Annotated in this window: 19 protein-coding genes and 1 tRNA gene; 8 read left to right on the top strand and 12 right to left on the bottom strand. The window is 54.1% G+C overall.

All coding sequences use genetic code 11. The features are described 5' to 3' along the window. Positions 1-55 precede the first annotated feature (55 nt). The 3 genes from LK04_RS16265 to pepA form a co-directional block, all read right to left on the bottom strand. Positions 56-2,911 (bottom strand): valine--tRNA ligase, encoded by a 2,856-nt coding sequence (locus LK04_RS16265; RefSeq protein ID WP_039327613.1) that lies wholly within the window; start codon positions 2,909-2,911, stop codon positions 56-58. 2 nt (positions 2,912-2,913) lie between these two features. After that, entirely contained in the window at positions 2,914-3,375 is a 462-nt protein-coding gene (locus tag LK04_RS16260) for a DNA polymerase III subunit chi (protein WP_039327614.1), read from the bottom strand. A 145-nt stretch (positions 3,376-3,520) separates the two neighbouring features. Next, positions 3,521-5,032 carry a leucyl aminopeptidase gene (gene pepA, locus LK04_RS16255; RefSeq protein ID WP_039327616.1) on the bottom strand — a complete coding sequence of 504 codons (1,512 nt, stop codon included), beginning with the start codon at positions 5,030-5,032 and terminating at the stop codon, positions 3,521-3,523. Between the two features lie 268 nt (positions 5,033-5,300). Here pepA and lptF point away from each other — a divergent pair, with 268 nt between their 5' ends. Together lptF and lptG are read left to right on the top strand one after the other, a co-directional pair. Further along, entirely contained in the window at positions 5,301-6,401 is a 1,101-nt protein-coding gene (gene lptF / locus LK04_RS16250; RefSeq protein WP_039327618.1) for an LPS export ABC transporter permease LptF, read from the top strand. Beyond that, positions 6,401-7,477: an LPS export ABC transporter permease LptG gene (lptG, locus tag LK04_RS16245; protein ID WP_039327620.1), complete on the top strand. Its 1,077-nt coding sequence runs from the start codon at positions 6,401-6,403 to the stop codon at positions 7,475-7,477. The genes lptF and lptG overlap by 1 nt, the downstream gene beginning before the upstream one ends. A 69-nt stretch (positions 7,478-7,546) precedes the next feature. Here the strand turns inward: lptG and LK04_RS16240 are convergent, their stop codons facing one another. The 3 genes from LK04_RS16240 to LK04_RS16230 form a co-directional block, all read right to left on the bottom strand. Continuing rightward, entirely contained in the window at positions 7,547-8,827 is a 1,281-nt protein-coding gene (locus LK04_RS16240; protein ID WP_039327622.1) for a DUF445 domain-containing protein, read from the bottom strand. A gap of 159 nt (positions 8,828-8,986) precedes the next feature. Then, the gene (locus tag LK04_RS16235; RefSeq protein ID WP_039327623.1) at positions 8,987-10,489 is read right to left on the bottom strand and encodes a helicase HerA-like C-terminal domain-containing protein; all 1,503 of its coding nucleotides are present in this window, start codon (positions 10,487-10,489) and stop codon (positions 8,987-8,989) included. A gap of 142 nt (positions 10,490-10,631) precedes the next feature. After that, positions 10,632-12,203 carry an ABC transporter substrate-binding protein gene (locus LK04_RS16230; protein WP_039327625.1) on the bottom strand — a complete coding sequence of 524 codons (1,572 nt, stop codon included), beginning with the start codon at positions 12,201-12,203 and terminating at the stop codon, positions 10,632-10,634. 533 nt (positions 12,204-12,736) lie between these two features. Here LK04_RS16230 and LK04_RS16225 point away from each other — a divergent pair. The 3 genes from LK04_RS16225 to LK04_RS16215 are packed head-to-tail and all read left to right on the top strand — an operon-like array spanning position 12,737 to position 16,530. Further along, positions 12,737-13,468 carry a gluconate 2-dehydrogenase subunit 3 family protein gene (locus LK04_RS16225; protein WP_039327627.1) on the top strand — a complete coding sequence of 244 codons (732 nt, stop codon included), beginning with the start codon at positions 12,737-12,739 and terminating at the stop codon, positions 13,466-13,468. A gap of 37 nt (positions 13,469-13,505) precedes the next feature. Further along, the gene (locus LK04_RS16220; protein WP_039327630.1) at positions 13,506-15,275 is read left to right on the top strand and encodes a GMC family oxidoreductase; all 1,770 of its coding nucleotides are present in this window, start codon (positions 13,506-13,508) and stop codon (positions 15,273-15,275) included. 4 nt (positions 15,276-15,279) lie between these two features. Further along, a complete protein-coding gene (locus LK04_RS16215) occupies positions 15,280-16,530 on the top strand; it encodes a c-type cytochrome (protein WP_039327632.1) in 1,251 nt (416 codons plus the stop codon). Between the two features lie 107 nt (positions 16,531-16,637). Here LK04_RS16215 and LK04_RS16210 read toward each other — a convergent pair whose 3' ends face one another. The 4 genes from LK04_RS16210 to LK04_RS16195 form a co-directional block, all read right to left on the bottom strand. Further along, the gene (locus tag LK04_RS16210) at positions 16,638-17,312 is read right to left on the bottom strand and encodes a MarC family NAAT transporter (protein WP_039327634.1); all 675 of its coding nucleotides are present in this window, start codon (positions 17,310-17,312) and stop codon (positions 16,638-16,640) included. Positions 17,313-17,401: 89 nt separating this feature from the next. Beyond that, positions 17,402-18,037 carry a hypothetical protein gene (locus LK04_RS16205; RefSeq protein ID WP_039327635.1) on the bottom strand — a complete coding sequence of 212 codons (636 nt, stop codon included), beginning with the start codon at positions 18,035-18,037 and terminating at the stop codon, positions 17,402-17,404. 95 nt (positions 18,038-18,132) lie between these two features. Next, positions 18,133-18,612 carry a carboxymuconolactone decarboxylase family protein gene (locus tag LK04_RS16200; protein ID WP_039327637.1) on the bottom strand — a complete coding sequence of 160 codons (480 nt, stop codon included), beginning with the start codon at positions 18,610-18,612 and terminating at the stop codon, positions 18,133-18,135. A 14-nt stretch (positions 18,613-18,626) separates the two neighbouring features. Further along, entirely contained in the window at positions 18,627-19,232 is a 606-nt protein-coding gene (locus LK04_RS16195; protein WP_039327639.1) for an FMN-dependent NADH-azoreductase, read from the bottom strand. A gap of 174 nt (positions 19,233-19,406) precedes the next feature. Here LK04_RS16195 and LK04_RS16190 point away from each other — a divergent pair, with 174 nt between their 5' ends. Continuing rightward, on the top strand, positions 19,407-20,783 hold the full coding sequence (locus tag LK04_RS16190; protein ID WP_039327641.1) for a PLP-dependent aminotransferase family protein: 1,377 nt from the start codon (positions 19,407-19,409) through the stop codon (positions 20,781-20,783). A 256-nt stretch (positions 20,784-21,039) separates the two neighbouring features. On the opposite strand, the gene LK04_RS16185 is transcribed toward LK04_RS16190, so the two are convergent. Continuing rightward, positions 21,040-21,555, bottom strand: coding sequence for a DUF2501 domain-containing protein (locus tag LK04_RS16185; RefSeq protein WP_052205877.1), 516 nt, complete (start codon positions 21,553-21,555; stop codon positions 21,040-21,042). Between the two features lie 346 nt (positions 21,556-21,901). Here LK04_RS16185 and LK04_RS16180 point away from each other — a divergent pair. Both LK04_RS16180 and LK04_RS16175 read left to right on the top strand, forming a co-directional pair. Continuing rightward, positions 21,902-21,986: transfer RNA gene (locus tag LK04_RS16180), tRNA-Leu, on the top strand. Positions 21,987-22,152: 166 nt separating this feature from the next. Further along, positions 22,153-22,539 (top strand): DUF1090 domain-containing protein, encoded by a 387-nt coding sequence (locus LK04_RS16175; protein ID WP_039327643.1) that lies wholly within the window; start codon positions 22,153-22,155, stop codon positions 22,537-22,539. A 47-nt stretch (positions 22,540-22,586) separates the two neighbouring features. Here LK04_RS16175 and LK04_RS16170 read toward each other — a convergent pair whose 3' ends face one another. Further along, positions 22,587-22,889 carry a flagellar protein FlhE gene (locus tag LK04_RS16170; protein ID WP_052205873.1) on the bottom strand — a complete coding sequence of 101 codons (303 nt, stop codon included), beginning with the start codon at positions 22,887-22,889 and terminating at the stop codon, positions 22,587-22,589. Positions 22,890-22,913: the final 24 nt, after the last annotated feature.

The raw sequence follows: 22,913 nt of genomic DNA, 5'->3' as shown, positions 1-22,913 counted from the left end.
GGGGTAAAAAAGCCGGGCAGTGCCCGGCTATGATTTAGCAATTGGACTGATGTGCTTACAATGCCGCAATCACGCCCTGCTGTTCAATCAGTTTTGCTTTTGATTGCTCCAGCTCAACGATGCGATCGCGCTCTTTCGCCACCACCGCTTCCGGTGCACGAGCAACAAAGCCTTCGTTCGCCAGCTTGACCTGGATCTTCTCAATCTCGACATCCAGCTTGGTCAGCTCTTTCGCCAGACGCTCCAGCTCCGCTTCTTTGTTCACCAGATCCGCCATGGGGATCAGCAACTCAGCGCCTTCTACAATCTTAGTGACTGAAAGTGGCCCTTTCTCACCCGCAGGCAGAATCTCCAGGCTGGCCAGACGCGCCAGACGAGACAGGAAGTTGCGGTTCTCTTCCACGCGACGCTGTGCCGCAGGAGAGCAATCACGCAGCAGCACATCCAGCGGTTTGCCTGGAGAAATGTTCATCTCAGCACGGATGTTACGCACCGCGACAATCGACTGCTTCATCCACTCGATATCGGCTTTCGCCTCGGCATCTTCTTTCGCCGCATCAAACTGCGGGAAGGCCTGCAGCATGATGGTATCGTGATCGATGTTCTTCAGACCCTTCACACGCTGCCAGATGGTTTCGGTGATGTAAGGAATGATCGGATGCGCCAGACGCAGCAAGGCTTCCAGCACGGTGACCAGCGTATTACGCGTACCGCGCAGTTCCGCTTCGCTACCGTTGTCCATCACTGGCTTGGTCAGCTCCAGATACCAGTCACAGAACTGGTTCCAGGTGAAGTCATACAGAATGTTGGCAGCGATATCAAAGCGATAGCTATCCAGCGCTTCACGATAGGCTTTCACGGTGCTGTTGAATTCGGTCAGAATCCAGCGATCCGCCAGCGACAGCTTCAGCTCGCCGCCATTTTGGCCGCAATCATGCTCTTCGGTATTCATCAGCACGAAACGGCTGGCGTTCCACAGCTTGTTACAGAAGTTGCGATAGCCTTCGAGACGCTTCATATCCCAGTTAATATCGCGGCCGGTTGAGGCCAGCGCAGCCAGGGTAAAGCGCAACGCGTCGGTACCGGATGCCACAATACCGTCCGGGAACTGCTTCTCGGTACGTTTGCGGATCTTCTCAGCCAGCTGTGGCTGCATCATGTTACCGGTGCGTTTTTCCAGCAGATCTTCCAGCGAAATCCCGTCGATCATATCCAGTGGATCGATGACGTTACCTTTCGATTTCGACATCTTCTGGCCTTCTTCATCACGGATCAAACCGGTCATATAGACGGTTTTGAACGGTACCTGCGGCTTACCGTTTTCATCTTTGATGAAGTGCATGGTCAGCATGATCATGCGCGCGATCCAGAAGAAGATAATATCGAAGCCGCTCACCAGCACGCTGGTTGGGTGGAAGGTGCGCAGCGCTTCAGTATTCTCTGGCCAGCCCAGGGTGGAGAACGTCCATAAACCAGACGAGAACCAGGTATCCAGCACGTCGTCGTCCTGACGCAGAACGACCACGTCAGCCAGGTTATTTTCCTGACGCACTTCTTGCTCCGTGCGGCCAACATAGACGTTACCGTCATTGTCGTACCATGCAGGGATACGGTGGCCCCACCACAGCTGACGTGAGATGCACCAATCCTGAATGTCACGCATCCACGAGAAGTACATGTTTTCGTACTGTTTTGGTACGAACTGGATATCACCATTCTCTACCGCTTCAACCGCGACTTTCGCCAGCGGAGCGGTGCGAACATACCACTGGTCGGTGAGCATTGGCTCGATGACCACGCCGCCACGGTCGCCGTAAGGAACGGTTAAGTCGTGAGGTTTGATTTCATCCAACAGGCCGATTTCGTCAACCGCAGCCACAATGGCTTTACGCGCCGCGAAACGTTCCATTTTCTGGAACTGGGCTGGGATCTCATCCGCACACTCGTCGCTGACTTCGCCATTGGTGTCGAACACTTCCGCACGTTCACGGATATCGCCATCAAAGGTCAGGATGTTAATCATCGGCAGCTTGTGACGACGACCGACTTCATAGTCGTTAAAGTCATGCGCCGGGGTGATCTTCACGCAGCCGGTGCCTTTTTCCATGTCCGCGTGCTCATCGCCGACGATCGGGATGCGACGATTCACCAGCGGCAGGATCAGCTCTTTGCCGATCAGATCTTTGTAGCGCGGATCTTCCGGGTTTACCGCTACGCCGGTATCGCCCAACAGGGTTTCCGGACGGGTGGTGGCAACCACCAGATAATCTTTGCCCTCTGCGGTTTTAACGCCGTCAGCCAGTGGATAGCGGATATGCCACATAGAGCCTTTGCTCTCGCGGTTTTCCACTTCCAGATCGGAGATAGCCGTGCGCAGTTTAGGATCCCAGTTCACCAGGCGCTTGCCACGGTAAATCAGGTTCTCTTTATACAGGCGGACGAAGACTTCACGCACCGCGTTAGACAGGCCTTCATCCATGGTGAAGCGCTCACGCTCCCAATCCACGGAGTTGCCGAGGCGACGCATCTGACGCGTAATCGTGCCGCCAGATTCCGCTTTCCACTGCCAGATTTTGTCGATGAAGGCGTCACGACCATAATCCTGGCGGGTTTTGCCCTCTTCAGCGGCGATCTTACGTTCAACAACCATCTGCGTCGCGATACCGGCATGGTCAGTACCTGCCTGCCACAGGGTATTTTTCCCCTGCATACGCTGGTAACGGATCATGGTATCCATGATGGTCTGCTGGAAAGCGTGACCCATATGCAAGCTGCCGGTGACGTTCGGCGGCGGGATCATGATGCAAAAGCTTTCCTGGCTGGTATCGCCATTCGGTTTAAAGTAGCCCTGCTGTTCCCAGTGCTCGTAGAGCGGCTGCTCGATATCTTGCGGGTTATATGTCTTTTCCATTTCTACACTGTCGTTTGCGGCGGAGGTGGCGTCGCCGTATTCAATTGGAAACCAACGCTGCGATAGGCTTTATAGCGGTCGCGCGCCAGTTGTTTTAAGGATTCTTCGTAAGGAACAAAGTCTATCACTTCATGGAAACCCGTAGCAAAATCTGCGAACTGTGGCAGCAAACTGATCAACAGGTCGCGCGGTGAACTGCCACGGCGCTGCGGCCAGGCCAGTTCCACCGGCGCACCGTAACGCGGGCCTTCACCGGCCAGGTTATGGGGCACAAAAGCGTTGGCGGGGCGCTGCCATAGCGCTTCATCCAGACGGTTGGCCTGCTCTTCGTTTTCACAGGCAATCAGAATGCGCTTGCCGTCACGCCAGCGTGTTTCTGCCAGATCGCACACCAGTGCTTCGATGGCGCTGAGGCCGTCGCTGGGGCTTTCTGACTCCATCACATAGAAAATGGCGTTTTTCATGGCGGGGTTATTTCCATTGATGACAGTGGGGCATTGTGCTTCAGCAAGACCGCTGCGTCCAATAATAAGGTCGCCATTAAAGGCGACCCTACAAGTCCTGTAGGGTGCGCATTTATGCGCACCGTTTCAATGATCGCAGAAGACTTTAATCGTCGCCGTTCAATCCGGCGCGGTTCAACAGGAACTGCGACAGCAGAGGAACCGGGCGACCAGTGGCACCTTTGGCCTTGCCAGAGCGCCATGCGGTGCCTGCGATATCCAGGTGTGCCCAGTTAAACTTACGGGCGAAGCGTGCCAGGAAACAGGCGGCAGTGATAGCACCACCCGGACGGCCACCAATGTTCGCCATATCGGCAAAATTGGATTCCAGCTGTTCCTGATACTCATCGGCCATTGGCAGACGCCACGCACGGTCACCGGACTGCTCGGAAGCACTGATCAGCTCGTGGGCCAGTGGGTTGTGGTTTGACATCAAACCACTGACATGGTGACCCAGTGCAATCACGCAGGCACCGGTCAGGGTAGCAATATCAATCACCACTTCTGGCTCGAAACGCTCTACGTAGGTCAGCGCGTCACACAGCACCAGACGGCCTTCGGCATCGGTATTCAGCACTTCCACGGTCTGACCGGACATGGTAGTCAGCACATCACCAGGACGCATCGAGCGGCCATCCGGCATGTTCTCACAGCCGACCAGTACGCCGACCACGTTCAGCGGCAGATTGAGTTCCGCCACCATGCGCATCACGCCGTACACTGAGGCCGCACCGCACATGTCGTACTTCATCTCATCCATCGAGTCAGCGGGTTTGATCGAGATGCCACCGGAATCGAAGGTCAGGCCTTTACCGACCAGCACAATCGGACGTGCTTCCGGATCGGTACTGCCTTTGTACTCAATCACTGACATCAGCGATTCATTGTGCGAACCGGCACCGACCGCCAGGTAAGCGTTCATGCCCAGCTCTTTCATCTGCTGTTCGCCGATCACACGCGTGGTGACATTTTTGCTGTAAGCATCGGCCAACTGACGCGCCTGCGACGCCAGATACGCGGCGTTACAAATATTTGGCGGCATGTTGCTAAGATCTTTGGCGGCTCTGACACCGGCTGCCACCGCTAAACCGTGCTGAATAGCACGTTCGCCACTGGTGAGTTCACGGCGCGTTGGCACATTGAACACCAGCTTACGCAGCGGGCGGCGTGGCTCGACCTTATTGCTTTTTAACTGATCGAAGTTGTAGAGCGCTTCTTTAGAGGTTTCCACCGCCTGGCGAACTTTCCAATAGGTATTGCGCCCTTTAACGTGCAGTTCAGTCAGGAAGCATACGGCTTCCATTGAGCCGGTGTCGTTCAGCGTATTGATGGTTTTCTGAATCACCTGTTTGTACTGGCGTTCATCCAGCTCACGCTCTTTACCACAGCCAATCAGTAAGATGCGCTCGGACAGGATATTCGGCACATGGTGCAGCAACAGCGTCTGGCCAACCTTGCCTTCCAGTTCACCGCGGCGCAGCAGAGCGCTGATGTAGCCGTCGCTGATTTTATCCAGCTGCTCGGCAATAGGTGATAAACGGCGCGGTTCGAAAACGCCAACAACGATGCAGGCGCTACGCTGTTTTTCCGGGCTACCGCTTTTTACACTGAACTCCATGCACTCTCCTGAATCTTAAAGACAACGGCCTTAGCTGTCGTTAGAATGTAGCGCGTTCGTAACCCATTATTTTGTTGCGACGCCATGACAATTTAACGCTGGCGGTCATAATGAGTAGGGGTGGAAATGTGTTGGTTTTTCACCACTCTAACGCGTTCGTCATACTATTTTAGCTACGATGACGGCCATTGATGAAGAAAAATGGCTGATAAGCGTTGAAACTAGCGATTTTCCTGCAAAAAGACAAGTTATCACAGGCGTACTAAGCGTGATCATCATTAGATATCTGGTTCGGGAAACGCTCAAAAGCCAGCTGGCTATCCTGTTCATCCTGCTACTAATCTTCTTTTGCCAGAAGTTAGTCAGGATTTTGGGTGCTGCGGTGGATGGCGAGATCCCAACAAATCTGGTTCTGACATTGTTAGGACTGGGCGTGCCTGAAATGGCACAACTTATCCTGCCCCTAAGCTTGTTTCTGGCGATTTTAATGACCCTTGGGCGGCTGTACACCGAAAGTGAAATTACGGTGATGCATGCCTGCGGACTGGGTAAAAGCGTGCTGGTTAAGGCCGCGATGATTCTGATGTTGCTTACCTCGGCGGTAGCGGCAGTCAACGTCATTTGGTTAGGGCCATGGTCATCACGTTATCAGGACGAAGTGACACAAAATGCCAAAGCCAACCCAGGTGCGGCGGCGCTTGCGGCGGGTCAGTTCCAGACCTCCAGCGACGGCAATAGCGTGCTGTTTGTGGAAAACGTGAAAGGCAATCATTTTGGTAACGTGTTCCTGGCGCAACTGCGTCCGAAAGGGAATGCACGCCCTTCAGTGGTGCTAGCCGACAGCGGTCATATGGAGCAGCGTAAAGACGGCTCGCAGGTGGTGACCCTGGATAAAGGCACGCGCTTTGAAGGCACGGCCATGTTGCGCGATTTCCGTATCACGGATTTCACCAATTATCAGGCGCTGGTGGGCTACAAAGAAGCCACGCTCGATCCAAACGACGCCGATCAGGCGAGCATCAGCACGCTGTATAAGAACAAAACACCGCAGTTCCAGGCGGAGTTTCACTGGCGTTTAACCCTGGTATTTGCCGTGTTGGTGATGGCGCTGATGGTGGTGCCGCTGAGTGTGGTCAACCCACGCCAGGGCCGTGTGCTGTCAATGCTGCCCGCCATGCTGCTGTACCTGATCTTCTTCTTGTTGCAGAGTTCGTTGCGGTCCAACGCGGCGAAAGGCAAGTTCGATCCCGCGATCTGGATGTGGGTGGTGAACTTCGCTTATCTGGCGCTGGCGGTGATCTTGAACCTGTGGGATACGGTACCGATGCGACGCATTCGTGGCCGCTTTAGCCGTGGAGGATCGGTGTGATGTTTAAGGTCCTTGATCGCTATATCGGTAAAACCATCTTCAATACCATCATCATGACGCTGTTCATGCTGGTGTCGCTGTCGGGCATCATCAAGTTTGTCGATCAGCTACGTAAAACCGGGCAGGGCGCCTATACCGCACTGGATGCCGGTTATTACACCTTGCTCAGCGTACCGAAAGATATCGAAATCTTCTTCCCGATGGCGGCGCTGCTTGGCGCGCTGCTGGGTTTAGGGACGCTGGCGCAGCGCAGTGAACTGGTCGTCATGCAGGCATCGGGCTTTACCCGTCTGCAGGTGGCGCTGGCCGTGATGAAAACTGCCATCCCACTGGTGCTGTTGACCATGGCCATTGGTGAGTTTGTTGCGCCCCAGGGCGAGCAGATGGCACGTAACTACCGTGCACAGCAGTTGTATGGCGGTTCGTTGATGTCGACACAGAGTGGCTTGTGGGCAAAAGATGGCCATGACTTCATCTACATCGAACGCATTAAAAGCGATAGCGAAATCGATGGTGTCAGCATTTATACCTTCACCGATCAGCGTCGTTTACAGAGCGTGCGTTATGCCGCAAGTGCCACCTGGAATGCGGATAAGAAATTGTGGGTGCTGTCGCAGGTGGATGAGTCCAACCTCAGCGATGCTAAGCAAATCACCGGTTCACAGAGTCTGGGCGGAGAGTGGAAGACCAACCTGACTCCCGACAAACTCGGTGTGGTGGCGTTGGACCCGGATGCCCTGTCGATCAGCGGCCTGTATAACTACACCAAATATCTCAAGCAGAGCGGCCAGGTTTCCGGACGCTACCAGTTGAATATGTGGGGCAAAATCTTCCAGCCACTTTCCGTGGCGGTGATGATGCTGATGGCGCTGTCGTTTATCTTTGGTCCGCTGCGTAGCGTGTCGATGGGGGTACGTGTGGTCACGGGGATTAGCTTTGGCTTCCTGTTCTACGTACTGGACCAGATCTTCGGCCCACTCAGCCTGGTTTACGGCATCCCGCCAATTCTGGGTGCCATCCTGCCAAGCGCCGCGTTCTTTGCGATTAGCTTGTATATGCTGCTGAAACGTCGTTGATTGAAGAGTGGGCCGCATGTATGCGGCCCCTACGAAACCGAAGTAGGGTCGCCACTGATGGCGACCTTTTTATTGCCGAATTGTCTCTACCAGAACCGGCAACTGCGACAACAGATACAAAATCAAGCCAATCGTCCCGCCCACCAGGGTCCCATTGATGCGGATAAACTGCAAATCGCGGCCGATATTCAGCTCGATCTGTTGCGACATCTCTCGCGCATCCCAGCTTTTCACCGTATCGCTTATGTGGCGCGTCAGGAATTCGGCAAACTCAGGTGCCACACTGCGTGCGGCGTCTTCCAGATGCTGATTCATTGAGGTGCGTAGCGTTTCATCGGCGGCAAGAGTTTCACCGAACCACAGCGCCGCCAGTCTGACGCGCTCCTGAACACGGGAATCATCGCTGGCGAGATCCGTTTTAAGCCAGTTGCGCAGGTCTTGCCACAGTTCGCCGATGTAGCGATTCAGTGACTCATCCTCTTTCAACCAGTTTTTGATCACCTCGGCACGCTCCGCCATTTCGGGATCGGTTTTTAGCTTCTCAATCAACCGTTGCACCGCACGGTTAAAACCGAGCCGCAATTCATGGCCCTGATCGAGTGCCACCTGGTCCAGAATCGAATCGACCGCATTCGCCACTAAATCCGCACTGTGCTCGCCCAGCCATTCGGTTGGCAGCATTTTGGCTTTGATTGGATGCTCGCGCTTGAGCCAGCGCACAATCTGCGTGGCAATAAACTCTCGCGTACCGGGCTTATGCAGCAGGCGTAGCAGTTGCTGAACGGCGGCATCCAACAGCTCCTGATGACGATTGTTTTTGGTCAGGCTGTCGAGTAATAGCGCGCTGGACTGCGTGAGATCGACCTTATCCAGCGCCCGGTGCACCGCACGTCGGATAAAGCGTTGAATACGTTCATCATCAGTCAGGTCGAGGAAACCGCGCATCACCTGTAACAGATGACGGCCAATGCGATCGGCATTGCCGGGGGTATTGAGCCATTGCGCCAGCATCTGCGAGGGATCGTGGCGACGAATCAGCGCCAGCAGTGAGTCGGTATCGAGAAATTTCTCTTGCACGAAGCGTCCGAGGTTCTCACCGATACGATCTTTATTACGCGGAATAATCGCCGTATGGCGTGAGATAAATGGCACCGGCACGCGACGAAACAGCGCCACCACCGCAAACCAGTCCGCCAGCGCACCGACCATCGAGGCTTCCGCAATCGCCTTTAGCCCCAGCACCCAAAAATTGGGCGGTAGAAACAGCGTGACCACAAAAGTCGCGGCGGCAATCAGCAGCAACGACAGCGCTAAGCGCTTACTCCGTATGAGTTGTTGATGTTTATCCATATACCGATCTTAGCAGACCACAGATTAAGGTCACTTCCGTTCTGTTCGCCAAGGCACGCCCCTGGCACCCAAGCGTAGCGGCGCGATTCATCGCGCGGGCCTGCAAACGTATTCCCACGGACAGAGGTGTCGCTACGGATGGCGCATTAAATCAATAGGTTAACGACGGCGCCCACCCATCAAGCTGCCCAATACCCCACGAATGATCTGATTGGTCACCTGACGCGCCGCGCTTTTAGCCACGCTCTGCACCACACCATCGCGCTTCCCGCCGCGCGGTCCGGTGGTGCCAAACAGAATGTCTTTCAATCCACCCAGGATGCCATCATCAACTTCCACGTTATTGCCTTTTGCTTCGGGCGCATTGGCTTGCTGTGGTGCGGCCTGCACCCCTTTTTGCAGCATCTCAAACGCAGATTCGCGATCCACTTCGGTATCGTATTTACCGTACAACGGAGAGTTATTGATCAGGCCGTTGCGCTCATCCTGATTGATCGGCCCCATACGTGAGCCCGGCGCGATCACCATTGCGCGCTGCACCATTGACGGGCTGCCTTTTTCATCGAGAAATGAAATCAGCGCTTCGCCGGTGCCGAGTGCCTGGATCGCCTCGACCGTGTCAAAGGCGGGATTGGCGCGCATGGTTTCGGCGGCGCTTTTCACTGCTTTCTGGTCTTTCGGCGTGAAGGCGCGCAGGGCATGCTGCACGCGGTTACCCAACTGACCAAGCACGTTGTCAGGAATATCTGCCGGGTTCTGCGTCACAAAATAGACGCCCACCCCTTTGGATCGAATCAGTCGAATCACCTGTTCGACTTTTTCCAGTAAAACCGGCGGAGCATCGGTAAACAGCAAGTGCGCTTCATCAAAGAAGAACACCATTTTTGGCTTATCCACATCACCCGCTTCCGGCAGTTGCTCGTACAGCTCAGCCAACAGCCACAGCAAGCTGGTGGCATAGAGTTTTGGCATCTGGTAGAGCTTCTCTGCGGACAGGATATTGATAAACCCTTTGCCCTCGCTGTCACAGCGCATCCAGTCACGGATATCCAGCATCGGTTCACCAAAGAAGTGCTCGGCACCTTGCTGCTCCAGCGCCAGCAGACCGCGCTGAATGGCGCCTACCGAGGCGCTGTTGATATTGCCGTACTGGGTCTGGAAGGATTTGGCGTTATCGCCGATGTACTGCGTCATGGCGCGCAGATCTTTAAAATCCAGCAGCAATAAGCCCTGGTCGTCTGCAATGCGGAAGATGATTTGCAGCACGCCGGATTGCACCTCATTGAGGTTGAGCAAACGCCCCAACAGCAGCGGGCCGAGATCGGAAACGGTGGCGCGGACCGGATGACCCTTCTCGGCAAAAATATCCCACACCATCACCGGGTTTTTCTGCGCTTGCCAGTCGGTCACACCGATCTTCTCCAGTCGCGCCAGCAGTTTTTCCGAACCTTCCCCGGCAGTTGCTACGCCCGTCAGATCGCCTTTCACGTCGGCCATAAATACCGGTACGCCAATATTAGAGAAAGATTCGGCGATTTTTTGCAGCGTCACGGTTTTCCCGGTGCCGGTAGCGCCGGTGATCAGGCCGTGGCGGTTGGCCATATTGGAAAGCAGGGATAACTGGATGTCAGGCGTTTGAGCAATCAAGAGCGGGGTGGTCATGTTTTTTCACTCGCAGGCAACAGGTTATGCCTGAAAGAATAGCAAGTGAGGCTGGTGGCGGCGCAATTTATTGCGCCACGAAGGGTATCTTGTAGGGCGCAGCTTGCAGGCCGCACCCTACATCAGTGTGAGTGATTTGACGTTACTGCTTCTGCACCGCATCAAAATAAAGCAGGCTCACACCAATCCCCTGTTGGACATGGCTCACGTTATTACGCACCGCGACCTGCTGCGCCCCTTGCAGCAGCACCACAAACGGCGAGTTCTGCTGAAGCGTCTTTTGCAAATCGGTATATAACGCACGGCGCTTAGCGGCATCACTTTCGCCTGCGGCTGCCCGCGTCTTCGCGCTCAGTTCTGGTATCTCCCAACCGACACGCCACGCCAGGGTTTTCGAGCCGCCCGGCACGTTGTAGGCAAAGGCGCTGGCATTGGTGTTGGGGTCCACGTAATCCGCGCCCCAGTAGATAAAGATCGACTGGAAATCACGGCCGCGCATTTTGCTCCACAGCTCGGATTCCGCCACCGGCTGCAATTCAATGTGCACATCCGCTTTGGCGAAGCTGGCTTGCAGCGCCTGCGCCACATCAATGTAAGGCGGCTGATTGATCACCGTCAGCGCAAATTTGCTGCCCGGTTTAATACCGCCTTTGGCCAATATCGCTTTGGCTTTTGCGACATCGTAATGGAAGGGCTGATCGTCCAGCGCACCGTCGAAGCCCTGCGGCAGGAAGCTCTGATGAATACGGTATTGCCCTTTCAGCAGATCCTTTGAGATGGATTGATAGTCTACCAACCAGCGCGCCGCTTCCCACAAGGCCGGATTACCCAGCGCGGGCTGTGCTTTGTTCTGCGTATTAAAGCCGAGGTAATACACCAGGCTTGAGGGGAAGGCATCGATGCGCAGGTTTTTATCGCTTTTCAGCGCATCAATCTGATCCGGTCCCAGCTGGTAAGCCACATCGACATCACCCTGCTGAATCAACAGACGACGCGCGCCGGCATCGGCCACACCTTTCAGCAAAATACGCTTCAGGTGCGGCTGTGGATTAGCCTGCTTATTGGCGCTCAGCACCAGCGCCTGCTGTGGCACATATTGCTGGATGGTGAAGGCGCCACTGCCTGCGGTATTGGTGTGCAGCCAGCCGTTACCGAGATCGTTATTTGCGGCATGTTGCTGCACGGTTTTGCTGTCGACTACCGATGCCACCGGCGCGGTCAGCAGGCGCAGTGCCAGATCCTGGCCAATCGCGGCTGGCCACTGAATCTCCAGTTGATGGTCATTCAGAACCTTAAACTGGCTGGCGATATTCGCGCTGGTCCAGCCAAACTCAGCGAGGATAAAAGAAGGCGCTTTGTTCAACTGCACAGCGCGCGTCAGTGAAAAGATCACATCTTGCGGCGTCACAGGATTGCCACTGGAGAAGTGAGCACCCGGCTTGAGGTTAAACACCAGACTGTGTGGCGTGCTGCCGGTCTGCCATGAGGTTGCCAGCAACGGAGACAGTTTCTGCGGCGTGTTGCGGTCCGCTTCCACCAGCGTCTGGTAGATGTTGCGCTGCACGCTGTTGCTGACGGTTTCAAAGCTTTCCGCCGGGTCGAAACTGATGATGCCATCCAACGGCACGGCCACCACCAGTGTGTCTTTCGGGGTGGCAGCCTGCAGCGCAAACGCGCTGATCCATAAAGTGACCAACATAATCAATGCACGCATTTATTATTTTCCTGAGTGATAGATTAATCGACTCTATCGCTGCTGCCGCTCAGGCAAAATGCCGGTTTGTTCTGAGCTGTGCCAGAAATTAACAATTGATAACATTTGGCGATTATCACGCTTATTTTGTGCGCTGCTTGTCATTTCCAGGAAATAAATCGTTCACAGGCTGGTCAATTAAGTAAATAAAATGTTATTAATGAGAATAATTCTCTTGTATGGAAGTATGATTTATTTTCATCGATTGATGTGCGCGATTATTTCTTTTCGCGATCAGTTTTGGTCAATTGCCCATCATGAATCGCTAAAAACACAGCATTTGTACGGTTAAAAGCAAAATTCCCGCCTCGAAAGCCCTTTACCAGTCCTTAACCTAAATTCAACATGATGATGGTTTCTCATCAAAACACATTTTTAATTTAATTTTTACATTCAGAAATATCTGTATCCCTAAGATTGCCAGGTTATTTACCGATTTATAAAGCCATTAACAAAAATAATTATCTTTCTTAGCAAGTGAGAGTCGTCGCGCCATGCTTCTTAATAAACCGACCACCAGACGTAAGTTTTTACTCGGGTCGCTGTTGGCTTTGCCATTAAGCGACCTGGTATTTAAGGGATTAACTGCGGCGCAAGCTGCGGAAATGGCAGCACCTGAACTCGCCGACTATAAACCGATCTTTTTCAGCGCGGAGGAGTGGCAGTTCATTCTGGCTGCGACCGATCGTCTGATTCCGGCCGGTGGTAATGGCAAAGCACCTGGTGCACTGGAAACCAACGTGCCGATCTTCATCGATCAGCAATTACACAGCCCAGAATTTGGCGGCGAAATTTACATGCAAGGTCCGTTTGATGTGCATGCGCCCGCCACCATGGGTTATCAAATTCCGTTTACCCCGCAAGAGATGTATCACACCGGGATTAAACTGGTGAATCAGTGGACACAGAGCACCTATCAAAAGGCGTTCCACGAGCTGTCGCTGGAAGAGAAAGATGCGGTGCTGACCAAGGTCAACAAAAACGACGGTATCGACTTCGCTGCACTGGGCGAGCCGAACCTGAAAGCCTCGCAGTTCTTTGGCCAACTGCTTGCAGATACCAAACACGGCTACCTCGCCGATCCGATGTACGGCGGCAACAAAGGCATGAAAGCCTGGATTGCTATCGGCTTCCCTGGTGCGCGTGCCAGCTTCACCGAATGGGTGAAACAGCACAACGTGCCGTACCCGCTGGGACCGGTCAGCCTCTTGGGTGAGCGCGCGTAAGCCTCCCCCCGTATTTGGTATGTGAGACAGGATTAACATGGCACAGATTACAAAGAAAGAAGTCGACGTCGTTGTTTGCGGCCTCGGCTGGGCCGGTTCGCTGATGAGTATCGAACTGGCATTAGCAGGATTAGAAGTGCGCGCGTTAGAGCGTGGCGGTGAGCGTGATTACCCGGATTTCGCCTACCCGAAACCGGCGGATGAATACGCCTACAACGTACGTAACAAAGTGTTCGCGACCCCGAAAGAAGTGGCGGTCACCGTGCGTTACAACATGAGCCAGACGGCATTACCAACCCGTAAATGGGGCGCATTTGCTCCAGGTACTGGTGTGGGTGGCGCAGGTATGCACTGGACGGCAGTACTGATTCGTCCAACGCCGACCGACATCAAGCTGAAGACCTATGTCGATCAGGCTTACAAGCCAGGCGTGCTGCAGGAAGATATGCGCGTGATGGACTTCCCGTTCACCTGGGAAGAGATCGAGCCGTATTACTACAAATTTGAACTGATCTGCGGCCAGTCGGGTAACACCGGCAACCTGCGCGGTCAGATTCTGGAAGGCGGCGATCCGTTTGAAGGCCCACGCTCTGAACCCTATCCGCTGCCAGCGCTGGAAGACACGCTGAACAACGTGATGTTCAAAGAGGCCGCCACTAAACTCGGTTACCATCCGTTCCCGAACCCATCTGCGTGCGTTTCACGCGCGTGGAAAAATCCGTACGGCAACCAAATCGCGCCTTGTAACTACTGCGGTTACTGCTCGAAATATCCGTGCCTGAACTACTCGAAAGCCTCACCACAAACTGCAGTGATGGATGCGCTGAAGCGTTTGCCGAACTTCTCATACGAAGTGCACGCTGAAGTGTACAAAGTGGTTCTGCATGATGATGGCAAAACCGCGAAGGGCGTTCTCTACTTCGATGTGGACGGCAATGAAGTGTTCCAGCCTGCCAAAATCGTGGTGCTCTCCAGCTTCCAGCTGTACAACGTGCGTCTGATGCTGCTGTCCGGCATTGGCAAGCCGTACAACCCGATCACCGAAGAGGGTGTGGTAGGTCGTAACTACGCGTTCCTGTCGAACGGCGGTGCAACTCTGTTCTTCAAAGACAAGAACTTCAACTCTTACGCTACTGCGGGCGCGACGGGCCAGATGTTTAACGACATCTCACCAGGCAACTTCGACGGTCCAGGCCTTGGTTTCCTCGGCGGCGCGAAAATCCACAGTTCGCAGGCCACCGGTACACCCATGGCGGCTGCATTGCCAAAAGGCACGCCAAGCTGGGGTATGGGTTACAAAGAGGGTCTGGAGCAGTGGTACAACCATTCCATGAAGATCAGCATCACGACCACTTGCCAGTCGTATCGCGATATCTATCTGGATCTGGATCCGCACTACACCGACCATCGTGGTCAGCCACTGCTGCGCATGACGTTCAACTGGAAAGAGAACGAACTCAAGCTGCAACAGCACCTGAAAGGCATCGTCGGTGATATCGCCAAAGAGTTGAACCCAGACAGCATGAGCATGAGCTTCCTGCCAATGGGCGCAGACTTTGACCTGACTAAATACGTTTCCACCCACAACGTGGGCGGTGCCGTCATGGGCGATAACCCTAAAACCTCGGCGCTGAACAAATACCTGCAGAGCTGGGATGTGCATAACGTGTTTGTACCGGGCGGTAACGCCTTCCCGCAAAACTTCCAGGCCAACCCGACCGATACCATCGGCGCGATTACCCTGATGGCGGCGCAGGCGATCAAAGAACACTATCTGAAAAACCCCGGCCCACTGGTACAGGCATAAGCACATGAAATTAAAATCATTGTTAATCGCTAACGCCGTGCTGCTGGGAAGCTTTGCGGTACAGGCACACGCGGAAGATGAAGCCGCACTGATCAAGCAGGGCGAATATCTGTCACGCCTTGGCGACTGCATGGCGTGCCATACCGTGGCGGGCAAGGCAGATTACGCCGGCGGTCTGGCGATTGAGTCGAATCTCGGCACCATCTACTCCACCAATATTACGCCAGACAAAGAACACGGTATCGGCAACTACAGCGAGCAGCAGTTCTCTGATGCGGTGCGTAAAGGCGTACTGCCAGACGGTTCACGCCTCTATCCGGCGATGCCTTATCCGGATTACGCCAAAATCAGTGATGAAGACATGCACGCGCTGTATGTCTACTTCATGAAAGGCGTGAAGCCGAGCAGCGAGCAGCCAGAAGAGACCAAACTGAGCTTCCCGTTCAGCCAGCGCTGGGGCATGCGCTTCTGGAACTGGGCGTTCACCTCTGACAAGCCGTTCCAGCCAATTGGCGGCGCGTCTGAAGAAGTGAATCGCGGTGCTTATATCGTGGAAAGTCTTGGTCACTGTGGCAGCTGTCATACGCCGCGCGGTCTGGGCATGAACGAGAAAGCGCTCGACAGCGGTGACGATCAGTTCCTGGCCGGTGGCAGCCTGAATAACTGGGATGTGCCGTCATTGCGTGGTTTGCCGCGCTGGAGCGAGCAGGAGATCGTTGATTACCTGCAAACCGGCCGTAACGACAAAGCGGCAGTGGGCGGAGAGATGAAGTCAGTGATTGAGCACTCCAGCTCACACATGACCGATGCCGATCTGAAAGCGATTGCCGCTTACCTGAAGTTTATTGGTGGCAACCCGCCGCTGCAGGCGTACAACGTGCAAAAGCAGCAGGCAACGGAAGCGAAACTGACCGCAGCGAAAAATCTGTCGGAAGGTGAGCGTCTGTACATCGATAACTGCGGTGCGTGTCACTTCGTGACCGGCAAAGGTGCGCCAGGTATCTTCCCAGAGCTGGATCAGGCAACAATTGTAAATGCTAAAGATCCGACCGGTTTGATCCACACCATCCTTGCAGGTGCGCAGCAGCCATCGACTGAGAAAGCACCGTCAACACTGGCGATGCCGGGCTTTGGCCAGCGTTTGACGGACGATGAAGTGGCGCAGTTGGCGACCTTTATCCGTCAGGGTTGGAGCAACAATGCACCAGCGGTGACCAAAGATCAGGTTGCAGATGTACGTAAGACATTGAAATAAAAATTGAAAACCAGGTGCGCATCAATGCGCACCCTACTATGTGAATGCGCTAATCATGTCATTACACACAGTACAATGTAGGGGCGCCATTGATGGCGCCCTGGATTTTAGTGAAAACTCCGCACCACTTCTAACACGCCGTTAATCACAAACTGCACGCCCATACACACCAGCAAGAAGCCCATCAGACGCGAAATCGCTTCAATTCCGCCTTTACCGACCAGCTTCATAATGGCGCCTGAACTGCGCAGCGAAATCCACAAAATCACCGCCACAGCCAGGAACGTCAGCACCGGCGCTACCGTCACCACCCAGTCAGGGAAATCAACACCAGATTTCACCGTTGACGCAGAGCTGATGATCATCGCAATAGTGCCAGGACCCGCCGTGCTCGGCATCGCCAGCGGCACGAAAGCGATATTCACGCTCTCGCGCTTTATATTGGCGTCGATTTCATCCTGCTTATGCTCGGCTTCCACCGAATGACCCACGGGTTTGGCAGGGAACAGCATACGAAAACCGATAAAGGCGACGATAAGTCCGCCCGCCATACGCAGGCCAGGAATCGAGATGCCGAAGGTATGCAGTACCGCATTACCGGCATACCATGCCACCATCATGATCAGGAACACGTAAATTGACGCCTGCAAAGACTGGCGATTACGTTCCTGGAAATTCATGTCTCCCGCAAGACCGAGAAACAGCGCCACCGTGGTCAACGGGTTAGCCAGTGGCAACAGCACCACCAATCCCAGACCGATGGCTTTAAACAGTTCAAACATGTTTTTTCCCAAGGATGTGGTTTGAAAAGATCGCCATAAATGACGACCTTACAATGCGTAGGGTGCGCATTCATGCGCACCTCAAATGATCAATGTTTCGGCGTTTCCATCGCTTCCAGCAGCTCGGGGAAGAAATCCTCCAGCAGCTCTGGCGTCATCAGTTCTGGGTAACTGATCAGATGCTCGCGAATGCGCTCATTCACCTCTGGCAGCAAACGCTGTGCCGCTTCACCGGCAGTGATTTTTTTCTGCTTCATCAGACGCAGAACGTCATCGGGCAAGCTATCTTCATCCTCGACTTCATCGACGGCTTCCAAATCGTCCAGCTCATCCAGCATATCCATCAGTGCTTCAATCTGTGGCGTGCGTGACTGATATTCAGCGGGCTTTTCATTTTCCAGATAGCGCAGCAGCGCACGCACGGGGGAACCATCGGGCGTCGTCGGTGGCTCGCTGGCGAACCAGCTTAAGAGGTCGTGTTGGCTGACCTGATGGACGTGATAGCCGTTATCCACCAGTTCATCGGCAAGGATATCGGCAGTATCGTGCTCAATCAGGCAAATGTGAGTGCGATTCGGTGTGAACTGCTCCAGCCATTGATATATCTCTTCAATGACGCTGTCGTCGTAATTGAACGTCTGGCTGAGATAGCTCTCATCCTGCTGGTGAACGCAGATGCGAATCAGGTCGGGGTCGAAGTAAATCGCAATGTTGATGCCTTTCATGCGCGCTGTCCTGTGTGGTGCAAAATCTCACTATAGCGTCAGGCAGCGCAGATGAACATGACAACGCCAGCAGCAGTGGCTACTGGCGGGAAAAATTAACGCAAATCAGCACGATCTAACCCATAAGCGCTGTCCAGAGAGCCGGGCACCATCTGTGACAAAATCATCAAACGGTTCCAGGTGTTGATGGCGGCAATCTTGAAAGTCAGCTCACTGATTTCACCCTCGGAGAAGTGCTCACGCAACTCACCGTACAGCGCTTCATCGACACCCTGCTCGCCAATGCGGGTCAGGGCTTCGGTCAGCGCAAAGGCCACTTTTTCGCGGGCGCTGAATAGCGGAGACTCACGCCAGATCGAAACATGATGCAGACGCAGTTCGCGCTCGCCATCAATTTTCGCCTGTTTCACATGCATATCGAGGCAGAAGGCGCAGTGGTTCAGCTGTGAGGCACGGATATCGATCAGATGTTTCAGTGATTTCTCCAGCGCGGTATTGGCGACGGTATTGGAGAAATCGGACATGGATTTGGCCAGCGCTGGCGCAGTTTTAAAATGGTTAACACGTGAAGTCATGATGTTTTCCTCATTCAGAATAGACGGTCAATAGCTTGCAGAGCATGGGGTAAGGCGGTGTCGCGGCTGATGGGATCATGGGTGCCATCAACACGAATAAAATTCACATCGGTGATGCCGATGTACTCCAGCGCCACGCGAATGTAAGGCGTGAACTGGTCATCCTGTACAAAGGGGCCGTGGGCAAACACGCTGCCGCTGGCGACTACGCTGTAGACTTTTTTGCCGTTTACCAGGCCCACTTTGGTGCCTTCTGCGGTAAAGGCGAAGGTCCTTCCGGCTCGGGTGATATGGTCGAACCAGGCTTTTAACACTGACGGCAAGCCGAGGTTCCACATCGGCGATGAGATAACCAGGGTGTCGCAGGCAAACAGCTGGTCCACCAGCTTTTCGGATGTGGCAATCGCAGCACGCTGTTCATCGTTACGCTCCTCAGGGCGGGTAAAGAAAGCGCCGATGGTGAAGGCGTCGAGGTGTGGCAGTGGGTGCTGTGCCAGATCGACAATGGTCTCTTCCAGTTCGCCATGCTGCGCGCGCAGTTTCTCAACCAACCGCGCCGAGGCGATGCGTGAGGCCGATCCGGCCAGATCCGGGCTAACCTGAATGTGCAGCAGTTTCATGAATTCCCCTTAATGAGATAGCGCGTCAAGTGCAGGCATCTTAAACTTCTATGTCTGAGGGAAAAGGGTCAATATCGGCAAAAACAGGTAGGACATGTTCTGTCTCTTATTCATTCAAGCACTCATTTTGTAGGGTGCGCATTTATGCGCACTGTGTTTCGCGAAGGACATCAGATGGGTTACAAAGAGATCTATACACGTTATCGCGATCAGATTGTGGCAGGGCGCTTGAAGCCGGGCGATCGCGTGCCTGCGATCCGGGTGCTGGCCAGTGAACTGCAAGTGGCGCGGAAAACCGTCGAAGCCGCCTATGAAATCCTGATCGGGGAAGGGTATTTCGTGAGCCAGGGCGCCAGAGGTACGCGTGTGAATCCCGCACTCAATCTCGGCGATGCGTCACCGGTCTCACCTGCGCCAGAGCCCGCCCGTCTTGAGCGTCCGGTGATTGAAAGCAAAGGCGAGCTGCGGCTGGGTATTCCAGCCTTGGATGAGTTTCCGCACAAAAAGTGGCTGCTGATTTCGGGTAAAGCGGCGCGCACACTGCGTCCGGACGAGATGATCATGCCTTCGGTCATGGGCTATCAGCCGCTGCGTGCAGCCATTGCCAGTTATCTGAATATTTCGCGCGGCCTGAACTGCCAGCCGGAGCAGATCTTCATCACCACCGGCTACCGCGCGAATCTGCGGCTGATTCTGGCGGTGTTAGCGCATCCTCATGACAAGGTGTTGTTTGAAGATCCTGGCTACTTCTTTGGCCAGAAACTGTTGAAGCGCATCGCACCTAATCTGCACTACGTGCCAGTCGATCGTGAAGGCGTTGATGTTGATTATTTGCAACGCTATCACTCAGACGCACGCTTTGCGGTGGTGACGCCGACACATCACAGCCCGCTGGCTGTCACGCTCTCGTTGCCGCGCAAGCATCAGTTGCTGGAGTGGGCGCAGCAGAATCAGAGTTGGATCATTGAGGATGATTACGACGGAGAGTTTCACTACACGCGCAAAGTGATCCCCGCGCTAAAAAGCCTGGATGCGCACGATCGCGTGATTTACACCGGCACCTTCAGCAAAACCATGATGCCCGCTATGCGCGTCGGTTACCTGGTGATGCCGCAAGAGACCATTGAGCGCTTCCGTGAGCTGGGTGAAATCCTGGAAACCGGCATGCCGCTGCTGCCGCAAAAAATTCTGTCGGAGTTTCTTAGTGAAGGGCATTTCTATCGTCACATCAAGAAGATGCGCACACTGTATCAGCAACGACGCCGCATGATGCTGGATGCGCTCCAGCAATGTTTTCCCCAGCTGTTTGAGTTTGAACTGACCGATGGCGGCATGCACATCGTCGCCTTCCTGCAACGGGGCATTCAGGACGTGGCACTGGCGGAGATTTGGCAGCGCCACCAACTGCGCGTATTACCGCTTTCCGGTTGGTATACACAAACACAAAAGCGCTACGGGCTGGTGATTGGCTACACCAATATCCAATCCTATGAGCAAGCGGTGGGAGTATTGGAACGCGTGGCGGCGGAAACGCATGATTTGATGCAGTAGCCACGGTGTTGGACGCCACATTTTTTAGGGCGCGAACTTCAGGCCACCCGTCGTCGCTATCGGACGCGCCTACAATATAACCGTAGCGGCGCAATTTATTGCGCTGAAGACAAAAAAAGGCGCGAGGGACAGCTCGCGCCAGAATATTGCTATCCCAAACCATTCATGATGCAGGCAGGCAGCAACCGAGAGACTCCCGATGAGCTCGGGGGAACGAGAGCAGCCAACGCACCTGCGCCTTGAATGATGGCGGATATTACATGCCGATGTACTTCTTGCCCTGCTTAAGAACCACATCACAGGCTTTTGTCTTCACCTTCTCACCCATCGGTGAATTGCTCAGGCTCTGCAGGTTCAGCTGCTGGCCGTTGCCGGTGTTCAGCAAACCTTGCAGACCCTGCTGGTAATCGGTTTTCTGCTCTTGCGCGGTGGTGCTGCTCAGACCGAGCTTGCTCAGGACCTGATCCTTCACCGATGCCACGTTGTTATCCACCACGTTGTGTTGCACGCAGTAAGACATCACGCCTGCGGCATTCGTCATGCTGTTAGCGCTAACCGCTTTATCACCGCCATTCAGCAATCCAGTCAGCGACGAAAGTGACAGACCGCCGTTCTGTGTGCTGCTGGTGGTAGAGGTGCTATTGTTTTGCTGAGACAGCTGCGACGCCGCGCTGCTCAGTTGATCCTGCCAGCTCGCCGCTGATGCGCTTCCAGCAACCAGTGCTGCCGCGATCCCCAATCCCCAAATTGGGCCTTTCGCTACTTTAATCATCTCAACCTCGTTGTCTTTATACATCTGACACTGTCAGTTTGGGTTATGAACCATGAATGCCAGGAAAGTTCCAAATCAAAGAGGGGAGTGCGGCACTTTGGGAGTGTTCTGGTTTTTCCAGTGTGGGCTCCAGTCTTGTAGGGGCGACCTTTAGGCCGCCCGCTGCCTACACAGATGCTTTTCCCGATGCACAAAACGGAAAATTACCCTGCTTGAGGACTCTGACTGCTGTATTCGCACTCAGAGTGCTGATTTTTTCAACGCTTAGCGCACAACCCTGTTGATTCCAGTTGCGCACTTCGTTCGTAACGGTATAATCCCCAACGTTTTCCGCATCCTCTTCAGTGCCGAAGTGGCGAAATCGGTAGACGCAGTTGATTCAAAATCAACCGTAGAGATACGTGCCGGTTCGAGTCCGGCCTTCGGCACCATCGATTGATGCAAAAAATTAAGTCGCTTATGAGCGGCTTTTTTTTTGCCTGAATTATCTCCCTGACACATCCCGTCTCCCTTATTTGCCTGAAATTGATCACCCTTAAGAACCTGTTAAGAACAATCCTTATAATCGCTCCTCTATTATTAAACACTGGGTACATGATGAAAAAGGTATTAATTTCTCTTTCAGTTTTAGTGACTTCGCTGACGGTGATGTCTGCACAAGCGGCCAATGACACAACCGGTTGTGAAGCTAAAAAGCAGGAGATTCAGCAAGAGCTTTCAATGGCACGTGAGCAGGGCAATAAGGCGCGTATTGCAGGATTGGAGAAAGCACTGCGTGAAAATAGTGAACACTGCACAGACAGTGGTTTACTTAAAGCGCGCCAGGAGAAAGTGGCGGAAAAACAGCAGAAGGTGCAGGAGCGTGAACAGTCGTTGCGTGAAGCACAAGCCGATGGTCGCCACGAGAAAATTGAGAAGCAGCAGCGCAAACTGGATGACGCACGTGATGAGCTAAATCGAGCAAAAGCGATGCTGGCAAAGTAGCGCGATGACTTCTCGATATTAGCCGTGGGGCGCAGTAAAGCGCCCGCTTACCACACATACCCCACAGTCACCTGATTACTCAAAATCGTCACCGCAGGCGCAATCACGCCGCGCACCGTTGAAACATACTCAAACCACAGTGGCCCGCCAGCCGGGAATCCTGCGGGGAGCACCATTTCACCGCTTAAACCGGACAAACGCACACAGCGGTTGCCACCGCACACCCGTACCTGAAACCCCATTGGCACCTTGCCGTCAGTGGTAATGCGGCAGGCCAGTTTCGTGGCAATCATTCCTGCTGGTGGCGCAGTAGCAAGCTGCACCGGGCGGCTTTTCAGCATCGATAACATGCCGGTTACTGCGCGCTTTCTCAA

This window comes from Pantoea vagans (genome assembly GCF_001506165.1).
GTDB classification, from domain to species: domain Bacteria; phylum Pseudomonadota; class Gammaproteobacteria; order Enterobacterales; family Enterobacteriaceae; genus Pantoea; species Pantoea vagans_C.
The sequence above is the reverse complement of the archived record's forward strand: the minus strand, read 5'-3'. Positions and strand labels throughout refer to the sequence as shown.